Genomic DNA, 21,470 nt, shown 5'->3' on the forward strand with positions numbered 1-21,470 from the left:
TCGCAAAAAATTTGCAGGTTCATAAATTGTCATATATTTGCCATTGTAAATGACAACAAAAGAACATAAACTAATCTGGTGGCACTTTAGTAATAAGGCAGCCCGGTAAGTTTATTAGTTTACAAAAAAGATTAAGCAATTATAAACCTGATTTGAGACCCGGCGCCAACCACGCCGGGTTTTTTCGTTTAGTTGATTTTTTTATACTGATGCAAAAATTTAAATTAAATACCACTTACAAAAAGCTGCTGGCCGATACCACTACCCCGGTGAGTATTTACCTGCGCCTGCGCGATATATTTCCTAACTCGCTGCTGCTGGAAAGTTCGGACTACCATAGCCGCGATAATAGCCTGAGTTATATATGCTGCGAACCCATTGCCGGCTTGGTGTTGAGCAAAGGCGTATTAACTCAAAAATACCCTGATGGCAGCCAGGAACAACTGCAAGAAGGCCGGTTTAACTTAGTTGAGCAGATAGCTGTTTTTTTAAAGCGCTTTGAAACCGATACCCTGCCGCTCAAAATCATCTCTAACGGTTTGTTCGGTTATTTTACCCATGAGGCGGTGGAGCATTACGAAACCATCAAGCTTAAAAAAGCGACGGATGATGTAAGGCAGATCCCCGAAATGCAGTACCATATATACAAGTACATAATTGCGATCGATCATTTTAAGAACGAACTGTACATTTTTCAAAATCAGTACGGCGAACAAGCCGATGATAAAGGACTGGAAAAAATGCAGTACCTGCTCAAAAACAAGGATTTCCCCGAATATTATTTTCAAAGTAAGGATAGCGAGCAATCAAACCTGACCGACGAGGGTTTTATATCCATAGTAGAGAAAATGAAGCAGCACATTTACCGTGGCGATGTTTTCCAAATTGTACCATCGCGTGCCTTTTCGCAAAGTTTTTCGGGCGATGAGTTTAACGTGTACCGGGCTTTGCGTTCCATTAACCCGTCGCCATACCTGTTTTATTTCGATTATGGCGATTTTCGCATCTTCGGGTCATCACCCGAGGCACAAATCACCATTAAAAACCGGGTAGCCAGTATTTTTCCTATTGCCGGAACGTTTAAACGTACAGGTGATGATGAAAAAGACGCCGAAGCCGCCCGTGCTTTAGAAAACGACCCCAAGGAATCGGCCGAGCACGTGATGCTGGTTGACCTGGCCCGTAACGATCTGAGCCGCCACTGCCAGCAGGTAGAGGTGAAAGCTTTTAAGCAGGTGCAGTATTATTCGCACCTGATTCACCTGGTATCGCATGTGAGTGGTAATTTACGTCCTGGTGTATCGTCGTTTAAAATTGTGGCCGATACTTTTCCGGCGGGTACGCTGAGCGGCGCACCTAAATTCAGAGCCATGGAAATTATTGACGAAAACGAAAATATCAAGCGCAGCTTTTACAGTGGCGCCATTGGTTACTTGGGTTTTAATGGTGATTTCAACCACGCCATTATGATTCGTTCGTTGTTGAGCAAAAACAACGTACTGCACTACCAGGCGGGTGCCGGCATTGTGGCCGACTCCATTGCCGAAAGCGAACTGAACGAAGTAAACAATAAAGTAGCCGCCCTGAGAAAAGCCATTGAAATGGCGGAAGAAATTTAGGTGCGGGGAACGGGGTTTTGGGTTGCGAGGTGTGGGAAAAAAAGGAGCGGGGAGCGAGTTTTGAGGAGTGCGAAAGCGCCGAAGTGAAAAAAAGAAGTTTTTTAAAGAGATTTTAAGGAAAAATGAATAATTCTGAAGATATATCAAGTTCAAACTCCCCCTTTAGGGGGCTGGGGGGCGGCAAAATCCTGATCATAGATAACTATGATTCGTTTACCTATAACTTAGTGCATTTGGTAAATGAACTGGGTTTGGAGTGCGAAGTATGGCGTAACGACCAGTTTAAACTGGAGGATGTGGATCAGTTCGATAAGATCATTTTATCACCCGGTCCGGGCGTGCCTTCGGAGGCTGGCTTGCTGCTGGATGTGATTAAAACGTATGCACCAACCAAAAGTATTTTTGGAGTTTGTTTAGGTCAACAAGCTATTGCAGAGGCTTTTGGAGGCTCGTTGTATAACCTGAGCCGCCCCATGCATGGTATTTCAACACCCATTAAGGTTACCGATGCCGGTGAACAATTGTTCCTTAATTTGCCTGGCAATATCAGTGTAGGCCGTTATCACTCCTGGGTGGTATCTAAACAGGATTTGCCCGATGTATTAACCATTACCGCTATCGATGAAAGGGACGATTCGATAATGGCACTGCGCCATAAAACGCTGGATGTAAGAGGTGTACAGTTTCACCCCGAGTCGGTTTTAACCGAGTATGGTAAAGAAATGATGGGAAATTGGTTAGCCCTCCAGCCCCCTAAAGGGGGAGTTAAAGTGGGGGCGGAAAACTAAAAAACTAAAATTAATAGAAGTATATAACTATTTATAATACTCCCCCTTTAGGGGGCTGGGGGGCTTCATGACGATATTAGATCAAATAGTACAAAAAAAGAGGAAAGAAGTAGCCGCGGCTAAAATGATTACCTCGTATATTCATTTAGAGGAGCGTGAGATGTTCGAGCGTGAGCCGCTGTCGTTCAAGGAGTTCCTGCTCGATCCGGCGCGTACAGGCATTATAGCCGAATACAAGCGAAAATCACCATCCAAAGGCATTATAAACGACCAGGTTAGGGTAAAGGATGTAACCCAGGCCTATGCGGCGGCGGGTGCTTCGGCCTTATCGGTACTAACCGACAGGTACTTTTTTGGAGGTGCCAAGCGCGATGTGTTAGAGGCGCGGAAATTTAATAACATCCCCATTTTGCGTAAGGATTTTATGATAGATGAGTACCAGGTTATAGAAGCTAAAACGTTGGGTGCCGATATTATTTTGCTGATAGCCGCCATATTAACCCCTGCCGAAATCAAACAGTTTGCTGCCCTTGCCAAAAGCATTGGACTGAACACCCTGCTGGAGGTACATAACCTGAAAGAACTGGAACGCAGCCTGGACGATAACCTGGATGCCATAGGTGTAAACAATCGCAATCTGGCCGATTTCAGCGTATCGGTCGATACCTCGTTTCAATTAGCCGAGCATATCCCCGAAGGGGTAATGAAGATCTCTGAAAGTGCTATTAGTAACACACACGTAATTAATTTATTAAAAGAAGCCGGTTATAATGGTTTCCTGATTGGTGAAAACTTTATGCGCCAGCCTGATCCGGGAGCAGCGATGGAAGAGTTTGTAAAGGAGTTAAGGGGGTAATTTGAACTCGCCTGCCATTACTTCAATTTAAACATTAACTGCTATTTTGGCACTTATTGCGCTTTACTTCTGCTAAATACCATACGGCACGCAACTTGGCATTTTGATTGATATATAATTGTTAATGAAGCAAAAATTTTATGATACTGCTCTTAAGCAGGAAACTGCTGTATTGGTAGGTATTATTACGCCCGGCCAAACCGACGAGCAAACTAAAGAATATTTAGAGGAGCTAAAGTTTTTAGTGGATACAGCCGGTGGTAAAACAGTTAAGAACTTTACCCAGCGTATGCAACGCCCCGAGCGCGCTACCTTTGTAGGTACTGGTAAATTAGAAGAAATACAGGCTTATGTAAAAGCCGAAGAAATAGATATGGTGGTATTCGATGATGAGTTATCACCCTCGCAACTACGTAATATTGAAGCTGAACTGGGTGTAAAGATTCTGGATAGAAGTAATTTGATCCTGGATATTTTTGCAGGCCGGGCGCAAACTTCACAGGCCAAAACACAGGTAGAACTGGCCCAGTTGCAATACCTGTTGCCACGCCTTACCCGTTTATGGACCCACCTGGAGCGCCAAAAGGGTGGTATTGGTATGCGCGGACCGGGTGAATCGCAAATTGAAACGGACAGGCGTTTGATCTTAAACAAGATTTCGTTGTTAAAAGAAAGGCTTAAAGAAATTGATAAGCAGAACGAAACGCAACGCAAAAACCGCAATCAGTTAGTGCGCGTGGCTTTAGTGGGTTACACCAACGTGGGTAAATCCACCATTATGAACATGATCTCCAAATCGGAAGTGTTTGCCGAGAACAAGCTGTTTGCCACGCTGGATACTACGGTACGTAAAGTGGTGATTGAAAACCTGCCTTTCCTCCTGTCAGACACAGTTGGGTTTATCCGCAAATTACCTCACCATTTGGTAGAGTGTTTTAAATCTACACTGGATGAAGTACGTGAGGCCGATATATTGGTACACGTAGTTGATGTATCACATCCTCACTTTGAAGACCAGATACATACTGTAAACGAAACGCTGAAGGATATCGGTGCTATTGATAAACCGGTAATAACAGTATTCAATAAAATAGATGCCTACCAGCCAACGCAAATTAACCCGGATGAACCGGAGCAAATGCTGAGTTTAGAAGAATTTAAACACACGTGGATGGCCAGTAATAACAGCCCGGCCATATTTATTTCGGCCCTGAAAAAAGAGAATGTGGATGAGTTCAGGAAGCTTTTGTATGATAAGGTAATTGCAGTACATACCGTGAGGTACCCTTATGATCATTTGCTGTATTAAAGTATATATATTTTTATAAATTTTGCATCTCATCAATAGTAAGATATGTTTTAACTTAATTAGCTGAAAGTTCACCAATTTTTTGGGTAATAATTTGTTTGTTAAAGCTTTACATTACCGTTACATTAATTAATGTCTAAACACATATTTTTGATTATTAACAAAAAAATTATGTCATTATTACAATCATTAGAGTGGCGTTACGCTACCAAGAAATTTGACGATAGCAAAAAGATAAGTGCCGAACAGTTAGATACACTTTTGAAAACGGTACAACTTACACCTTCATCATACGGCTTACAACACTATAAAATATTAGTGGTAGAAGATGCCGCCATACGTGAGCAATTGAAAGAAGCCTCATACGGCCAATCGCAATTAACTGATGCATCGCAGGTAATTGTATTTGCCGCCGAAACGGAGATTAATGAGGCGTATGTAAAGCGTTACATTGACTATACAGCAGAAGTACGCCAGATTGAACGTGCCCAATTGGAGCAGTTTGAAAACGTTATATTAGGGACGGTTTCTCACAAAACTGAAGACGAAAAAATAGCCTGGGCACATAAACAAGCGTACATTGCCTTGGGCGTATTGGTGAGTGCGGCATCAGAGTTAGAAATTGACACCTGCCCTATGGAAGGGTTTGATACCAGTAAGTTCGATGAGATACTGGGTTTAAAAGAAAAAGGTTTAACATCATCGGTTATTGTAACCATTGGCTACAGATCACCTGACGATCATTACAGTCACCTTGCCAAGGTACGCAAGACTGCAGAAGATCTGTTCATTAAAATATAATTCTTTTATAGCATAACAATTGGAATTGTTGAAAGGGCTGTCTTAATAAGGCGGTCCTTTTTTTGTTGATGCCTATCAGTTTATAACCAATACAATTACCTGCAATAACACATTGGCATACACCCCCGCCAGTACATCATCCATCATTACCCCGGTACCTGCTGGCAACTTCTCCATCTTTTTAACCCCCAAAGGCTTTAAAATATCAAAAAAACGAAACAGGATCAACCCTATCAGTAAGTTGGTATTGCTTAGTGGAATAAACAAAAGCGTTACCATTTGCCCCGCCACTTCATCAATAACTACCCGGTAACTGTCTTTTCCCCAATCGGCTTCCACCTGGTTACCCACGTATATGCCAATCAGGGTAATTAAAATAGTAGTAGCCGGAAGTACCCAAGCGCTTTGCAGCAGGCCGTAATGTTGTGCCGCATAGAGCAGCAAACAGGTAACCATAGCGGCAACTGTGCCGCCGCCTTTAATGTATCCTATCCCAAACCAGGAAGCTACGATCTTATTAATGTTCATTTAGTTTATTAACAAAAACGAAGGTAGCAAAAAGCACCAGCACTATTAAATGGCTAAACATTACTTCACCAAAATTGTAGTTATAACATTTATTATAAAAAATTTGCCAGCCAACCTATTTTTAGCCTATTTGCATACATGATACATACCCCCCAAGCACTGATATTCGACATGAACGGCACCATGATTAACGATATGGAATACCATACCAAGGCCTGGATGCGCATATTTAACGAAGAGTTAGGCGGTGATTTCAATTGGGATGAAGTAAAGAGCCACATGTACGGCAAAAATGCCGAAGTGCTGGAACGGGTGTTTGGGCCGCAACGTTTTACTGATGCCGAAAAAGACGAGCTGTCATTTGCTAAAGAAAAAAGGTACCAGGAAGAATACCTGCCACAACTGGCCCTGCTGCCCGGCTTGGCTCTGTTTTTAGAGGAAGCTTATCAAAAACAAATTCCTATGGCCATAGCATCGGCAGCTATTCCTTTCAATATAAATTTTGTGCTGGATAACCTCAAAATCCGTCGTTACTTTAAGGCCATAGTAAGTGCCGACGATGTACTGCTAAGTAAACCCCACCCCGAAACGTTTTTAAAGGCTGCCCGGCAGTTAAATGTTGATCCTGTTAATTGCATAGTATTTGAAGACGTACCCAAAGGAGCAGAAGCTGCTTTAAACGCCGGTATGCCAGCCGTGGTATTAACAACTACTCACTATAAAAACGAGTTTGCGCATTTAGATCATATCCTGCATTTCAGCGATGATTTTACCGATACCTTTTTTTGCTGAACTCTTAAAATAAGTAATACCAACCACATCTCATGGAATCATTAAAAGGAAGAACCGCTTTAATAACCGGTGCCGGCAAAGGCATAGGCAAAGCGCTTGCCATAGCCCTGGCAGCCGAGGGTGTAAACGTAGGCTTACTGGCTCGTAGCACTACCGATCTGCAAGATCTGGCTACCGAACTACAGCCATATCAAGTTAAAATAGCTATCTCTACGGCCAACGTAGCCGATATAGAAGCCGTTAACAACGCTGTAACCAAAATACAAACCGAGCTGGGCTTTATAGATATTTTAATAAATAATGCAGGCGTGGCGTTTTTCGGTGGGTTTTTAGAAATGGAACCGGCCAAGTTTGAGCAAACTATACAAATAAACTTAATGGGCGTATATTATGTGACCCGTGCGGTGCTACCCGGCATGATAGAACGCAAAACAGGCGACATCATCAATATATCGTCTACCGCGAAATTACGCGGCGCGGCGGTAACCAGCGCTTATAGCGCCTCCAAATTCGGGCTTATCGGTTTGTCAGATTCGCTCATGCAGGAGGTGCGCAAGCATAACATCAGGGTAAGTACTTTAACGCCAAGCACGGTGGCTACCGGTTTGGCCATAGACCTGAAACTAACCGACGGCAACCCGGATAAAGTGATGCAGCCCGAAGATTTGGCCGAATTTATAGTGCATAACCTTAAATTAAACCGTCGTGTGTTTGTGAAAGATGCCGGCTTGTGGTCAACAAATCCGTAAAGGTCAATAACACTATAACAAGCAAAAGGCCTCACCGTAAACAGGAGAAGCCTTTTGCTTGTTATTTGTAAGCTGCTAATCCGGCAGCGGCAACGGCATGATCTTGCTCTACGCTACCTCCCGATACGCCAATGGCGCCAACAATGTTGCCCGCGGTATTCATAGGAATACCACCCGGAAAAGTGATCAATCCGCCGTTAGAAACCTCGATGTTATAAAGCGGTCCGCCTGGTTGCGACAGGCCGCCGATAGCCCCTGTTTCCATATCGAAAAAGCGTGCGGTCTTAGCTTTTTTAATCGCTATATCAACCGATCCTAACCAGGCATTATCCATCCTTACAAAGGCTTTTAAATTTGCCCCGGCATCTACCACGGCAACATTCATGGGTACGCCAATTTCCTGTGCTTTTAATTGGGCCGCAGCTATAACGGCCTCGGCTTGTTCTAAAGTAATATTCATTTTGAGTTATTATAAAGGTACAGGGTAAATACAAGCAGGTAGGCTTACTGTTTTAATAAACACATTCTATAAACGAATATAAAAGTACCTGGTTTTAACACCATATACTTACTATTGTGAAAAGTGCTATGCGGTTAATGGTAACGGAAAGGTTGTATATTGGGGCATTATTTCTTATAATATTTATGGATTTCATTTCTGAACTGGCCGAGCTGGCTATGGCTACACGTTTAAAACGCCTGAGTGAACGCCTCTCTGGCGATGTAAATAAAGTATATAAAGAACTTAACCTTAATTTTGAAGCTAAATGGTACCTGGTACTCGAACTGCTTACCCGTCATAAAACACTTTCTATAGTAGATATTGCCGATGAACTGAAGCTTACCCACCCTGCTATTGTTCAGTTTGTTGATCAGATGCTGAAAGCCAAACTCATTACAGCCAGCAAAGACAGCAAAGATGGGCGTAAAAGACTGGTATCGTTATCGGCCAATGGTAAAAAACTGTTAATACAACTGGCGCCTGTACTGGTCATATTAAAAGCTGAGAACCAACGCTGGTTGAGTGAGGCCGATGCTAACCTGTTGACCATAATGGGCCAATTAGAAAAAGCACTTGATGAACGGAGTTTATATCAACGCCTGAAAGAGCAACTGTAACCGGGGGCCAATAAGCACTAAAAATTCTTTGTAGAAGGCATGGCCTAACCATGTGTAATTGCAGGGTATAACAGCCGAGCACAAAAGCCAAAGCGATACTGTGTTATGCTCACAAAGAGTTGAATTAAAATTACATCAACAAAAACGCCATTGCTATTTTTAAAAGCAAATGGCGCAATATAATTAGGGGAAAGAGATTCTTAATTACAGTATTTTTTAATTGCCTCATAGGCTTCTTTCAGGCCAAGTTCGCCGGCCTTGCTAAGATCCAGGCAGCCGTTATTCTTTTCGGCCGATACCTGTATGCGGATAAGTCCGCGCTCGTAAAAGGCCATACGTAAGCGTCCATCTAAAGTTATTGCAGTGGTAAAATCGTCAATAGCGCCTTTGTTATCCCGTTGTACAGCTTTTAACTCACCCCTACGCAAGAACGCCAGTTTATTGGCGGCATTCATTTGTATGGCAGTGGTATAATCTTGCAGGGCACCACGGTAATCTTGTAATTTAAATTTGGCCACACCCCGGTAAAGGTAAGCATCGGAGTTGGTGGGGTTCATATCAATAGCCGTGTTGTATTCCTGTATGGCATTAATGGAATCCTGCAAATTTAATTTAGCCAGTCCCCGGTACACAAATACATCCTCATCCTGCGGGTCGTTATCGTAAGCTTTTTTAAAATCGTCCATAGCACCTAACGAATCGGGTAAATTGCTCTTAGCTAATCCTCTGAAATATAAAGCCTTGGCACTGTTGGTATTGATTTCCAATGCACGGTTATAGGCCTCAATGGCACCTAAGTAATCGTTTAACCCCGCTTTGGCGCTACCCAAAAACAAGTATGCTTCTTCGTTGGCCTGCTGCGATATGGCTTTATTAATATCGGCCATGGCACCTTCAAAATCACCATAGCCAGCCTTTAAGTTACCCCGGTTTTGGTAAGCCTCAGCCGATCCGGTATCCAAACGCAGTACCTGGTTAAAATCCCGCGCAGCACCTTGGGTATCCCCCAGTTTGCTTTTAGCCACACCGCGTTTAATAAAGAAGGCCGTATTTTTAGGATTGATCTTGATCCCTAAGTTATACGTATCAATAGCGCCCTGGTAATCGCGGAACAAAGCACGAGAATTACCTAATTTTAAATAAGCCTCCTCGCTACGTGGCGAATTATCCAGCACACGCTGATAATCCTGCGCCGCACCTGCAAAATTGCGCATCCTTGCACGGGCATTACCACGCTCCAGATAGGCATCCATATAATCGGGACGCAGCTCAATAGCTTTAGTGTAATCTTCAATAGCACCACGTACATCTTTCAGGTCGCGTTTTACGTTACCGCGTGAATAGTAGGTGTAGCTGTTGCGGCCATTCAGTTCAATAGCGGTATTGAAGTCAACAAGCGCGCTAACAGTATCCTTTTTTTCGGCTTTGGCATTACCGCGTATAGCGTAAGCACCGTCATCTTTATTGTTGTTCTTAATAACAAAATCGGCATCATCAATAGCGCCTTCATAATCCTTATTGTCAAAACGGATACCGGCACGGGCGCGGTAAGCCTCCGGGTAAGCATCGGGCTGTAATTCAATGGCTTTATTCAAATCGGGCAGGGCTTTGGCCTTATCGCCAATGTTAACGCGAGCCACTCCACGGCGCAGGTATAACTCGCCATTGGTTGGGTTTTGTGCAATTGCTTTGGTATATTCGGCAATAGCACCTCGGTTATCGGCTACGTTAATTTTGGCATTGGCCAGGTAATGGTTTAATTCCTCCAGCTTAGGATTTAACCGCATGGCCTGGTTGTAATCAACAATGGCGCCCTGGTTATTGCCCATATTTGCTTTGGCATTACCACGGTAATAGTAGGCTTCGGCATTGCGGGGGTTAAGTTCCAGGGATTTGTTAAAATCCAATATGGCTCCGTTATAGTTTTTTAACGCCGATTTAGAGTTAGCGCGATAATAATACAACTCGGCACTTTTAGAATTTGAGGCCAGTGCACGGTCATAATCGGCTATGGCCGAAGGATTATCGCCCAGGTTGCTATAAGCCACACCACGATAAGTGTAAAGGTTAGCACTGGGTTTAATTTGAATGGCCTTGGTATAATCGTCAATAGCGCCTACAAAATCTTTAAGGTTGGTTTTAGCGCTGCCCCGGTATTGATAGATGTCGGCATTTTTAGGTAAAAATCGCAGGGCGGTGGTGTAATCTTTTACTGCTTCCGCAAAATTCTCCAGGTTAGTATTGGCATTGGCGCGGTAGTAGTAAGCCTCGGCGCGGTCGGGCTTCAACATTATGGTTTTGGTATAATCTGCAATGGCACCGGTAAAGTCTTTAGAATTACTGCGGGAATTGCCTCTAAAAAAGTAGGCATTTATATTTGCGGTATCTATATGTATGGCCCTTGTATAATCTACTATGGCGCCGTTGTAATTTTTAACCTTGTCTTTTGCATTACCAGCCTGTATATAAGTATCGGCAGTTTGGGCAAATACCCAAATGGGTAAAAATAGCGTTAGAATAAGTAATAATTTCCCCATATAAATAAAGCAGTTTTTGCTGTTGCCAATAATTTAACCCCGGTACCACAAACAGAGCACCTATTAATTTTATTATGCCTTTTGAGCTTATAAACACCGTACTAACATACACATTTTGCTTAGGTTTAAATAAATAAGCCTTTAGGCCGCTGTGTTATTCCTGTTTTAGTAGCTATTATGGCAATATATTTTTTATTTTTTTATAATTTAAACAAGTTTTTACTTCAAAAAATAAATTGTTAGCAAATTTAACTGACTAACCAAATTTAAAAAATCAAAACCAAAAGTTAATTTTTTAATCTTTAAACCGATCATTAAGGCCGGCAAATGATTTTTCGTTAATAAGATATGCAACTATCATGCAAAACAAAGTAACAAGCTTATTAAACAAGTTTAGTTGCGGGCATATACCCTATGCCATAATTTTTTGCGCCGTTCCTTTAGTTGATTGCGCCGCCTTTTTTAATAAGCGTTTGTTTTATGCCTTCCATTTGCTAAGCAGTATGTTTTGAGTTACACCGCGCTTTTTTGTGTTATGTTTTTTGAGATTTTTATATGAAATATTGCAGAAAAAATGAAATAATCCGGCAGTATTTAAATACAATACGGGCTCCGCTTAAATGCTCAGCCTTCAGTAAAATCAAGTTCTACATTATTGCTCAGGGCAAATCCTGTGCAGGTAAGTACCCATCCCCGTAGTATCTCGGCATCGGTTAGCACTTCGTTTTTCACCATTATAACTTTGCCGCTTTTGCATTTAACAGCACAAGCCGCGCATACCCCACCACCACAACTGTACGGAATAGGCAACTGGTTTTGCAGGGCAGCCTGTAGTATGGTTTGGTTGCTCCCCGCCTGGAGGTTGTGCCACTTGTTAAGGTAATAAATGCGAAGATTTTGAGGTGCAAAGTTGCTTACTGTACTGCTAACGGGCACTGTCTCCAGTACATAGTTCTCCTTATGGATATTAACATCATCAATACCCATAAAAAGCAGGGTTAACCTAACCATGCGCATATAGGTAAACGGTCCGCACAGGTAGTATTGAGCATTTTCAAAGCTTTGTGGCAGATATGTACGCACCAATTGCTCGGCAACAATGTTGTTAAGCCGCTTCCCTTTATTACTTATTAAATGCACAACGGTGAACCGGCCGGTGTGTTTCAAAGCCAGTTGTTCCAACTCGCTTTTGAAGATGACAGAACTTTCGCTCACATTACTGTAAAACAACAAGATGCGGGAATTATCTGCTTTGTTTAACAGGTACTTAAAATGAGCATAAGCCGGGGTAATACCGCTGCCAGCTATAAAGTACACCCGTGTTGTATCATGCTTATTAGTTGGCACCGTAAACCTACCTGCTGGTTCTACAATATTCCAAACATCGCCTACTTGGGCATAAGTATGTAAATAGCGGGTTATTTCGCCGTTGGGGATGCGTTTAATGGTTACCGCCAGCAAATCTTCGTGAGGCGATGAACTCAACGAATATGACCGCCTGATCTCCTCGCCATGGTTATTAATAATCAATGTAATAAACTGACCGGCTTTATAAGCTACCGGCATCCCCGATATTTCTTTTAAATAAAAAGTAGTAGTATCGGCTGTTTCTGGTTTTATAGCTTCAACACTCAGCTGCAACATGTGTATTATATACTGATGACCAGCTTACCAAACTGCGATGAAATCCCCATTTTATCCACCGCCTTTTGCGTATCGGCCAGCGAAAATACCTCATCTACCACGGGTATTATTTGGTGGTTGCTCACTAATTGTAGCATCGCCTTAAAATCATCGGGCGAACCCATCATAGTGCCTAATAGCTGTATTTGTTTAGCAAACAGCGTACGCGGATTCAACTCGGGAATAGCACCCGCGGTAGCCCCAAAAAATATTATACGTGCGCCTGGGTTGCACAAATCGGGGAGCTTTGCAAAATCCTTACCCAGGGCACTATCTATAATTACATCGAAGCCTACGGCCATGTGCTGTAATTCTTCGGCCCAATCCTGCGCTTTATAATTTACACCTGCCGCAGCACCTAAATGCCTGGCCCGTTCTATTTTTTCGCCACTACCCGAGGTAACAAATACCTGGCAGCCTGCTGCTACCGCAAACTGCACGGCAAACGTACCAGTACCCGCTCCGGCACCAACAATCAGTACCTTATCGCCTGCTTTGGCCCTGCCTTTAACAAATAAGGCACGGTAAGCGGTTAACCCGGCTAAAGGTAAGGCAGCGGCCTGTTCAAAGGTTAAATGTGACGGTTTTATATGTAAGTATTCAGTTTTTACTTTGACGTATTCGGCCAGGGTACCGTCTTCGGGTAAGCCCAATATGTTAAATTCTTTACCTTGAAAATTCGGGTTGTTTCCCCATTCGTGACCAGGATTGATCGGCACTTCTTTGCCCACCCAGCTTTGGTCAGCATCATCGGCTACTTCCGCAACCACACCGGCACCATCCGAACCTAAAATGGTTGGGTATTTTATACCGGCGTACTTGCCTATGCTGATCCAGTAATCGCGGCGGTTAAGGGCGGCAGCTTTAATTTGAACTAATGCCTCTCCTGGTTCCAAAGATGGTTTGTTTACTTCATGTATGCCCAAAGGTTCGTTAAGGCCGGTTAATACAACTGCTTTCATACATTAATAGATTAACGGTTGCTTCCGCCCCTGAATTTGATAATGAGATAAATAATAAGTGCTACTACAATGAGCACACCAATAATGCCCGCATAAAAGCCGGCTTTAAAAATGCCGCCAATAACCTCGCAACTGCTCATGAACAGCAGTACAGAAATTATGGTTGGAAAAATAAGTTTTTTCATACCTCATAAATAACAAAAACGGCAGGATTGTTTAACCCTGCCGTTTTTGTTATTAAATTAAAGAGAGTCTTGTTTCTTGACTCTAAGTTCTTGATTCTATTTTTTACTTCGCTTTAGTGTAAAGCTCAGCAACGTGGTTCCAGTTAATTACGTTCCAAATAGCGGCTAAGTAATCAGGACGTTTGTTTTGGTACTTTAAGTAGTACGCGTGTTCCCAAACATCAATACCTAAAATAGGCGTGCCTTTAACCGCAATTTCAGGAAGGTCCATTAAAGGGTTATCCTGGTTTGGAGTGGAAGTAACCGCTAATTTTTTATCGGCAGTAACTACTAACCAAGCCCAGCCCGAACCAAAGCGGGTTGCACCTGCTTCGTTAATTTTGGTTTTCAACTCGTCGAACGAACCGAAAGTGCTTTTTATAGCATCGGCCAGTTCGCCGGTTGGCTCACCACCACCGTTAGGTGAAAGTAAGGTCCAAAACATGGTATGGTTAAAATGACCACCACCGTTGTTACGTACAGCTGGCGGAAATTTTGAAATGTGTTTAACAATTTCTTCGATGCTGCTGGTAGCCTCAGGTTTGCCCTCCAGTGCCTTGTTAAGGTTGGTTACATAAGCCTGGTGATGCTTGCCATGGTGAATTTCCATAGTCGCTTTATCAATATGCGGTTCCAGTGCGTCGGTAGCGTATGGTAACGCCGGTAATTCAAATGCCATATAATTATTTTTTAAAGTTAATTAAGATGTATCAACGCAAATATAAAGCGTTCAAACTCATATTTGTTCAGTTTAATGTTAACTTTTCGTTCGTTTGCTCCTGAAAAACTCCTTAACCAACTCGGCGCACTCATTTTCGCGGATGCCGCCCGTAATTAAAGTTTTAGGATGAGTGATCTTTTGGTTCAGGCGGCCAAAGCCTAAACGTGTATCATAAGCACCAAATACGATTTTACCGATCTGGAACCAGTATGAAGCACCGGCACACATTACGCAGGGCTCCATGGTTACATACAGGGTACAGTCTTTTAAATACTTGCCACCCAAAAAGTTGGTAGCTGCCGTCATGGCTTGCATTTCGGCGTGGGCGCTTACATCGTTCAGCCGCTCGGTAAGGTTATGCCCTTTGCCAATAATGCGGCCCTGGCAGGTTACAATAGCGCCAATAGGGATCTCATCTTCAGCGTAAGCCAAACGGGCTTCGCGCAAGGCTTCATTCATGAAAAGGTCATCGGGCGATACCGATGTTTCGTTGTCAAAACTTATAAAACGCATTAAATGAGTTTGCTTCCGTTAGGCACAGGCCTTTCTACGGTGGTTAATACTATATCGCCATTCTCGTCGGCCAGGCCGGTAACTAAAAATTGCGACATAAAGTTGGCTATCTGCTTTTCAGGGAAATTGACCACGCCTACTATTTGCCGGCCAATTAGTTCCTCTTTAGTATAATGTTTAGTGATCTGCGCGCTCGACCATTTAATGCCCAGCTCGCCAAAATCAACCTTTAACTGGTATGCCGGTTTGCGTGCCTTTGGAAAATCCTGCGCCTCTAAAATGGTACCGGCCCGCAGTTCCACTTTTTCAAAATCGGCCCAAGTGATGGTTTGCATGGCGGCAAAGATACACCTCACCCAACCCTCTCCAAAGGAGAGGGCTTTTTTATTTTTATACTAATGCTTCCTGTTGTTTGGCTTGATACAGGTCGAACTCCATTTGCAGGCCTAACCAGTAGTGTGAGCTAATACCTAATAACTTTTCGAGTTTTACAGCTAAACGTGCAGAAATATGCCTTTTACCTGCAAAAATTTCGCTTAAATGATGTGGTAAGATGCCAAGCGCGAGAGCTACATCTTTTTTCAACAGATTTCTTTCCTCGATCTCTTCCTGCAAAAATTCGCCGGGATGAAAGGCCTCTATTGCTATCTCATTACCATTATGATCAAAAACTTGATTGTTCATAAGCGTATAAACGCCTCCTTGGCGTGTAAGTATTAAGAGTAGTGGTTGTTGATCTCTTCTATACAGATGATTTCTAACCTACTGATCTCGTTGTTTTCGATACGAAATATCATGCGGTAAGCTTTGTTCAATCTAATTGAATACTTACCCTCATATCTCGCTTCTTTCAGTTTCTCAAAATGCAAGCTTCCTATTTGGCGTAAATCAGCCGTGGTTTTTGCCTGGCTAATTTGATAGATGCGTTTTTTAAATGCTTGCAGAACTTCAAGCGGATAAGGCAATTTACCTTTTAATTGCTTGAGTTTTTTACCGGCCACTTCAATAAGGAAATGGTCTTCAATTTTTAGTTGCATCTTTATTTATTTTTTGACATCAATGTTTGCAGAGTTTATAGAGCTGCACCGCTCTCCAAGTGTGTATGTAAAAATTGTTCAAAACAAATATCAGACAAATAATATACATAACCAAATTTTGGTAATATTAATTATTAATCTCTTTCAACTTCCCCTTAATCACCCGCGCCGCTTGCGTGTACCCACCGTCGCTCCCATCCACAAAATGAATGTGCCCGTCTTTCATATCGCGTACATAGCACGACATTACCGAGGCATTGCTTACATGCAGTCCGTAAATAATTTCGCCCGAGGCTTCCAGTTCATCTAAATATTGCTGCAATGCTTCCCGCTGTTTGATGTTGCCTGAAATCACCGTGTTGATCTTGCCGTCAATTACCAGCGTGTCCGACATCTCTACCAAACTTTTCAGGTAAGCCCGGCCTCTTCTGGTCAGGAAAAAAACATGCCCGAAAAGGTTGACCGCCCAGGTTTGCACCAGATGGAGCCATTTAAACTGGCCTAACCGGGTACGCATTTCCAAGCCTATCCGGTTAAATGTAGTCACCAGTTTTAACCGCGATACCGATATGGGTTGTCTTTTTCGGTGCGGGCCGTAAATCGCTTCTATTTTCTTCATTATTTTACTGAATGCAGCGGCTTGTCCTTTATGATGAAGTGCCGCAACCAGTAAAGTAACCACTTCTTCTTTATTTTCGGGCGGAAGGATCTTATCCCAGCGGCATTGCATCCCGGTGAGGTTTAACTCGTCTACAGTAGTATCATGCCCCGATAATAGGTAATCATCCCCCTTAATGATCTTTTCTGCATAATTTAATCCGTTGCCTAATATAATAGGGATATAGAAAGATTTAGAACTCCTGTACTTGGCAATATGTAAATGAAAGCCCTGCTCGTAAATGGTTTTTACCGGTACGGTGCCCGTGCGTAATTCGAGGTTAAAATTAGTAAGCGTGCTGGCTTTGTATAAAGACAGCACCTGCATGGCCTTATTAATTAAACAAGGGGGAACTATAAAAGTAGCACCGTCTCCACCAAAAAAGAAAGGTATGGTAATGTTCATATCAAAGGCCAGGTTAAGTACCGAAACAATACTGCCTGTAGCTATCAGGTTCACGTTTTCGTGACTGCCACTTAAAACCGCCTCGGTAGAGCTTTTAATATCGGTTATAATAACATGCCAGCTGTTAGGTACGGTGCTAAAAAGCTTTTCATTCAGCAGCAGGTCGCCCAGCGGTAACGGACTAATGGGTAACTGGGAGTAAAAATCCTGATCGGGTGGTAACATTTGTTAGTGTGAATGCTTAATAACCATCAACGTTCCAACATACGAAAATCCTGAACATTACGATGTGAAAAGTTGTGCTTTTGCTTCGAAGTTAGGTAACAATACCTGTAACCTATTGTTGCCTGCTGTATATTTGTATAATGCCAGCTAACACTATTCATCGCAAAATTATCCATATAGATATGGATGCTTTTTATGCGTCGGTAGAGCAGCGCGATAACCCCGAACTCAGGGGCAAGCCGCTGGCAGTAGGCGGATTGCCCGAAGGGCGTGGAGGTGTAGTGGCTACAGCCAGTTACGAAGCACGTAAATTTGGCATCCGCTCGGCCATGTCATCTAAACAAGCATTGCAGTTATGCCCGCATGCTATATTTGTACGGCCGAGGTTTGCGGTGTACAAAGAGGTATCGAAACACATTAGAGAAATTTTTAGCCGTTATACCGATCTCATAGAGCCGCTATCGCTTGATGAGGCTTATTTAGATGTAACGGAGGATAAGCTGGGCATTGGGTCGGCCATTGAGGTGGCACTGCAAATTAAGCAGGCCATACAGGATGAGTTGCAATTAACGGCTTCGGCAGGTGTATCTATCAATAAATTTGTAGCCAAAATTGCTTCGGATATTAATAAGCCTAACGGGTTGAAGTTCATCGGCCCGTCGGCCATCGAAGCGTTTATGGAGCAATTGCCGGTAGAAAAGTTTCATGGCGTGGGCAAGGTTACAGCCGAAAAGATGAAGAAGATGGGACTGCATACCGGCGCCGACCTGAAGCAGCTGACTGAAGAAAAACTGGTGAAACACTTTGGTAAAGCCGGTCGTTTTTACTACCAGATAGTACGCGGTGTTGATAACCGACCGGTTCAGCCTCACCGCGAAACGAAATCAATGGGAGCAGAAGATACATTTGCCTACGATTTGACCGAGCCCGAAGAAATGCATACCGAACTGGATAAGATAGCCCAAATTGTAGCCGACCGCTTAGCACGTTATAACCTGAAAGGCCGCACTATTACCCTCAAAGTAAAATACAGCGATTTTAAGCAAATTACCCGTAACCAGTCTTTTGTTAAACCCGTGGGCGATGCCGCTACATTAAGTGATACCGCTAAAAGCTTATTGGCAGCCACCAACCCGGAAGAAGTAAAGATCCGTTTATTAGGCATTTCGGTCTCTAATTTTGGCGAGTTGCAGCCTAAGGCCAAAAAAGAAGAAGCAAGCGATCAGCTCAAGCTATTTTAGCGGATCGCTTGGTTTCTGAAGATGTTATCTATTTATAATCCACACCCATGTTAGCGAACATAAAAGCCCATTTATCGGTTTCCTGCCCTATAATTTGCGCGGTTGAACGGCCCGCGCCATGACCTGCATTAGTTTCGATGCGGATTACGGTTGGAGCAATGCCTTTTTGATATTCCTGTAAACGGGCAGCAAACTTAAAAGAATGCGCCGGAACAACACGGTCGTCATGATCGGCCGTAGTAACCATGGTAGCGGGGTAAGTGGCCGGCTTTAAGGCATGGTATGGCGAGTAATGATACAGGTACTCAAACATACCTTCGCTTTCTTCGGCAGTGCCATAATCGTAAGCCCAGCCTGCACCGGCAGTAAATTTGTTGTAACGCAGCATATCCATTACACCTACAGCCGGAAAAGCCACCTGGCACAGATCGGGCCGTTGGGTGATGGTAGCGCCCACCAGCAAACCGCCGTTGGAACCTCCCGCAACGGCCAGGTAGTCTTTAGAAGTATATTTATTTTTGATGAGGTATTCGGCGGCGGCAATAAAATCGTCGAACACGTTTTGCTTGCGCATTTTAATACCGGCTTTGTGCCAGGTTTCGCCGTACTCGCCGCCGCCGCGCAGGTTAGGGACTGCGTAAACGCCGCCCTGTTCTAACAATACAATGTTAGAGGTGCTGAATGCAGGGGTCAGGCTTACGCCAAAACCACCATAAGCATATAAAAGGGTAGGGTTATGCCCGTTAAGCACCGTGCCTTTTTTATAAGTGATGATCATTGGGATGCGGGTGCCGTCTTTCGACTTGTAGAACACCTGTTTGCTCTCATACAACTCTGGGTTAAACTGCACGCCCGACTTTTTATACACTTCCGATTTACCAGAGGCCAAATTGTATTTGAAGATGGTTGAAGGATAGGTATATGAAGTAAAGGAATAATAAATGTCCTTCTCGTTCTTCTTAGCGCTGAAGCCCGAAGCTGTACCCACCGATGGCAGGGTAACGGCATGCTCCAACTTACCGTTCATATCGTACTGCTGAATAAGCGTAGTGGCATCCTTTAAGTAATGTGCGAACAGTTTGCCGCCCGCGGTAGACACCTCGAGCACATTTTCTGATTTCGCTATCAGGTCCTTCCAGTTGCCGGGCTGCGGTTTGGTGGCATCAACGGTGATTAACTTGTAAGTGGGTGCGTACAGGTTAGTGTAGATGTACAGCTTGCTACCTATGTTATCAACAATGGAATGCACGTTATCCATATTATTCACCACGTTAACAATGGCACTACCGGGCTGGCTCAGGTCCTGGAAGTACAGCTCATTACCCGTGGTAGAATTAGCTGCCGTAATCACCAGGAAGCGTTCATCCTCGGTTAAATAGGCACCAATGTAACGGCGTGGGGTTTGTTCACCTCCAAATATCAGCTTGTCCTGGCTTTGCGGGGTGCCCAACTGGTGATAGTACAATTTATGGTACTGCGTCATGCCCGAAAGTTGACTGGCATCTTTGGGTTTATCGTAGCTGCTGTAATAAAAGCCTTCGTTGCCCTTCCAGGCTATGCCCGAAAACTTGATGTCTTTCAACGTATCACCCATTTGGGTTTTGCTGGCGGCATTGATGATGACGGCGTTAGTCCAATCAGAGCCGCCGGTGGAGAGTTGGTATGCGGCCAAACTACCATCCAGCGTAAATGATATACCGGCCAGGGAGGTGGTACCGTCTTTGCTGAATTTGTTAGGGTCTAAGAACACCTCGGGCTGGCCGCCCTCGGCTTGGCGGTATAGTACCGACTGGCTTTGCAAGCCATCGTTTTTGTAAAAGTAAGTGTAGGCGCCTTCTTTAAAAGGGGCGCTGTATTTTTCGTAGTTCCACAGGGTTTCCAGGCGTTTGCGGATGGCATCGCGGAAAGGGATTTGCTGCAGGTAGCCTTGCGTAACCTTGTTTTGAGCCGTTACCCAAGCTTTGGTATCGTCGGCGCGGTCGTCTTCCAGCCAGCGGTAAGGGTCGGGCACTGTGGTATTAAAGTAAGTATCGGTAACGGTGCCTTTGGCGGTTTGGGGGTAGGCAGATGGTTTTATATTCATACGTTGGGCATAACAAAGGCTGCAAAATAACACAGCCGATAACAATAAACAGCTTGTTTTTTTCATTGAGGTACTGTTTGTGTAAGTGAACGAATACTTAAAGATACTTATTGTTAACGAAAAGCAAGTATATGCGGGATGTAGGTCATGCGGAACCTGTTTCAATAACCCATGTAAGCAGGGGAAAGTGTTCACGCTAAAAGTATCCTGCTGTACTTAAAAAACCGTATTTTTCCGCATGAGGCGTATTTTTTGTTGATGATGAAAATGGAATTTATGGCGAAAAATGGTCAAAAAGTGTTCACGGGTGAACGGTTATGAACGGTTTTTGAACACTTTCGTGAACGTTTTTTGGGAAAAATTTAATGATTACGCCAGATTCCCCAGCCGAGCAATGTATCGTAAAGCATGTAAAACAACTTTCATTTGGGCGTTCCCTGCGGGCCGGGTTATCCGCTCATACTGCACAGGCCTTAGCCACTTGGCCGGTATCCGCTACTACCCCTAACGCGCGGAAGGGGTTTAGAAGGCTGGTGATAATAACAAACTAAAGCTAAAAATTAAGGCGAATCAATCCGCTTTACCCCTAACCTGGAAGATTTTTATTCACGGCACTGTAC

22 protein-coding genes are annotated in these 21,470 nt (G+C 43.6%); 9 read left to right on the forward strand and 13 right to left on the reverse strand.

Translation table 11 applies throughout. From position 1 onward, the window contains the following. Window positions 1-209: 209 nt before the first annotated feature. The 5 genes from ACFQ3S_RS15865 (at window position 210) to ACFQ3S_RS15885 (ending at window position 5,373) form a co-directional block, all read left to right on the forward strand. Window positions 210-1,619 (forward strand): anthranilate synthase component I family protein, encoded by a 1,410-nt coding sequence (locus ACFQ3S_RS15865; protein ID WP_377166222.1) that lies wholly within the window; start codon window positions 210-212, stop codon window positions 1,617-1,619. A gap of 122 nt (window positions 1,620-1,741) precedes the next feature. Beyond that, entirely contained in the window at window positions 1,742-2,407 is a 666-nt protein-coding gene (locus ACFQ3S_RS15870) for an anthranilate synthase component II (protein WP_377166224.1), read from the forward strand. A 67-nt stretch (window positions 2,408-2,474) separates the two neighbouring features. Continuing rightward, window positions 2,475-3,263, forward strand: coding sequence for an indole-3-glycerol phosphate synthase TrpC (gene trpC, locus ACFQ3S_RS15875; RefSeq protein ID WP_377166226.1), 789 nt, complete (start codon window positions 2,475-2,477; stop codon window positions 3,261-3,263). 124 nt (window positions 3,264-3,387) lie between these two features. Continuing rightward, a complete protein-coding gene (gene hflX / locus ACFQ3S_RS15880; RefSeq protein ID WP_377166228.1) occupies window positions 3,388-4,572 on the forward strand; it encodes a GTPase HflX in 1,185 nt (394 codons plus the stop codon). Between the two features lie 171 nt (window positions 4,573-4,743). Further along, a complete protein-coding gene (locus ACFQ3S_RS15885; RefSeq protein WP_377166230.1) occupies window positions 4,744-5,373 on the forward strand; it encodes an NAD(P)H-dependent oxidoreductase in 630 nt (209 codons plus the stop codon). A gap of 75 nt (window positions 5,374-5,448) precedes the next feature. Here ACFQ3S_RS15885 and ACFQ3S_RS15890 read toward each other — a convergent pair whose 3' ends face one another. Further along, window positions 5,449-5,901, reverse strand: coding sequence for a phosphatidylglycerophosphatase A family protein (locus ACFQ3S_RS15890; protein WP_377166232.1), 453 nt, complete (start codon window positions 5,899-5,901; stop codon window positions 5,449-5,451). Between the two features lie 138 nt (window positions 5,902-6,039). Between ACFQ3S_RS15890 and ACFQ3S_RS15895 the strand changes: the two genes are divergently transcribed. Beyond that, a complete protein-coding gene (locus ACFQ3S_RS15895) occupies window positions 6,040-6,693 on the forward strand; it encodes an HAD family hydrolase (RefSeq protein ID WP_377166234.1) in 654 nt (217 codons plus the stop codon). A gap of 32 nt (window positions 6,694-6,725) precedes the next feature. Further along, window positions 6,726-7,442: a 3-ketoacyl-ACP reductase gene (locus tag ACFQ3S_RS15900; protein WP_377166236.1), complete on the forward strand. Its 717-nt coding sequence runs from the start codon at window positions 6,726-6,728 to the stop codon at window positions 7,440-7,442. Between the two features lie 61 nt (window positions 7,443-7,503). Here the strand turns inward: ACFQ3S_RS15900 and ACFQ3S_RS15905 are convergent, their stop codons facing one another. Further along, window positions 7,504-7,902 carry a GlcG/HbpS family heme-binding protein gene (locus ACFQ3S_RS15905; RefSeq protein WP_377166238.1) on the reverse strand — a complete coding sequence of 133 codons (399 nt, stop codon included), beginning with the start codon at window positions 7,900-7,902 and terminating at the stop codon, window positions 7,504-7,506. A gap of 185 nt (window positions 7,903-8,087) precedes the next feature. Between ACFQ3S_RS15905 and ACFQ3S_RS15910 the strand changes: the two genes are divergently transcribed. After that, window positions 8,088-8,561, forward strand: coding sequence for a MarR family winged helix-turn-helix transcriptional regulator (locus ACFQ3S_RS15910; protein ID WP_377166240.1), 474 nt, complete (start codon window positions 8,088-8,090; stop codon window positions 8,559-8,561). Between the two features lie 200 nt (window positions 8,562-8,761). On the opposite strand, the gene ACFQ3S_RS15915 is transcribed toward ACFQ3S_RS15910, so the two are convergent. The 10 genes from ACFQ3S_RS15915 to ACFQ3S_RS15960 all read right to left on the reverse strand — a co-directional run bounded on the left by ACFQ3S_RS15915 (window position 8,762) and on the right by ACFQ3S_RS15960 (window position 17,526). Continuing rightward, window positions 8,762-11,098 (reverse strand): tetratricopeptide repeat protein, encoded by a 2,337-nt coding sequence (locus ACFQ3S_RS15915; RefSeq protein ID WP_377166242.1) that lies wholly within the window; start codon window positions 11,096-11,098, stop codon window positions 8,762-8,764. A 624-nt stretch (window positions 11,099-11,722) separates the two neighbouring features. Beyond that, window positions 11,723-12,742: a 2Fe-2S iron-sulfur cluster-binding protein gene (locus tag ACFQ3S_RS15920; RefSeq protein WP_377166244.1), complete on the reverse strand. Its 1,020-nt coding sequence runs from the start codon at window positions 12,740-12,742 to the stop codon at window positions 11,723-11,725. A 5-nt stretch (window positions 12,743-12,747) separates the two neighbouring features. After that, window positions 12,748-13,743, reverse strand: a complete 996-nt coding sequence (locus ACFQ3S_RS15925; RefSeq protein ID WP_377166246.1) for a quinone oxidoreductase family protein — start codon at window positions 13,741-13,743, stop codon at window positions 12,748-12,750. An 11-nt stretch (window positions 13,744-13,754) separates the two neighbouring features. Further along, window positions 13,755-13,928 carry a hypothetical protein gene (locus tag ACFQ3S_RS15930; RefSeq protein ID WP_377166248.1) on the reverse strand — a complete coding sequence of 58 codons (174 nt, stop codon included), beginning with the start codon at window positions 13,926-13,928 and terminating at the stop codon, window positions 13,755-13,757. A 103-nt stretch (window positions 13,929-14,031) separates the two neighbouring features. Then, window positions 14,032-14,646 (reverse strand): superoxide dismutase, encoded by a 615-nt coding sequence (locus tag ACFQ3S_RS15935; protein ID WP_377166250.1) that lies wholly within the window; start codon window positions 14,644-14,646, stop codon window positions 14,032-14,034. A 78-nt stretch (window positions 14,647-14,724) separates the two neighbouring features. After that, window positions 14,725-15,201 carry a nucleoside deaminase gene (locus ACFQ3S_RS15940; RefSeq protein ID WP_377166252.1) on the reverse strand — a complete coding sequence of 159 codons (477 nt, stop codon included), beginning with the start codon at window positions 15,199-15,201 and terminating at the stop codon, window positions 14,725-14,727. Then, window positions 15,201-15,536 (reverse strand): tRNA-binding protein, encoded by a 336-nt coding sequence (locus ACFQ3S_RS15945; protein ID WP_377166254.1) that lies wholly within the window; start codon window positions 15,534-15,536, stop codon window positions 15,201-15,203. The genes ACFQ3S_RS15940 and ACFQ3S_RS15945 overlap by 1 nt, the downstream gene beginning before the upstream one ends. Before the next feature lie 55 nt (window positions 15,537-15,591). Next, entirely contained in the window at window positions 15,592-15,885 is a 294-nt protein-coding gene (locus ACFQ3S_RS15950; protein WP_377166256.1) for a HigA family addiction module antitoxin, read from the reverse strand. Window positions 15,886-15,917: 32 nt separating this feature from the next. Next, a complete protein-coding gene (locus ACFQ3S_RS15955; protein WP_377166258.1) occupies window positions 15,918-16,238 on the reverse strand; it encodes a type II toxin-antitoxin system RelE/ParE family toxin in 321 nt (106 codons plus the stop codon). Between the two features lie 127 nt (window positions 16,239-16,365). Further along, complete coding sequence (locus ACFQ3S_RS15960; RefSeq protein WP_377166260.1) at window positions 16,366-17,526, reverse strand: DUF3095 domain-containing protein; 1,161 nt, start codon at window positions 17,524-17,526, stop codon at window positions 16,366-16,368. A 182-nt stretch (window positions 17,527-17,708) separates the two neighbouring features. Between ACFQ3S_RS15960 and dinB the strand changes: the two genes are divergently transcribed. Next, window positions 17,709-18,767: a DNA polymerase IV gene (dinB, locus tag ACFQ3S_RS15965; protein WP_377166262.1), complete on the forward strand. Its 1,059-nt coding sequence runs from the start codon at window positions 17,709-17,711 to the stop codon at window positions 18,765-18,767. 28 nt (window positions 18,768-18,795) lie between these two features. Here dinB and ACFQ3S_RS15970 read toward each other — a convergent pair whose 3' ends face one another. Further along, a complete protein-coding gene (locus ACFQ3S_RS15970) occupies window positions 18,796-20,850 on the reverse strand; it encodes a prolyl oligopeptidase family serine peptidase (protein ID WP_377166264.1) in 2,055 nt (684 codons plus the stop codon). Window positions 20,851-21,470 lie beyond the last annotated feature (620 nt).

The organism is Mucilaginibacter terrae (genome assembly GCF_042679325.1).
Classification (GTDB): Bacteria; Bacteroidota; Bacteroidia; order Sphingobacteriales; family Sphingobacteriaceae; genus Mucilaginibacter; species Mucilaginibacter terrae.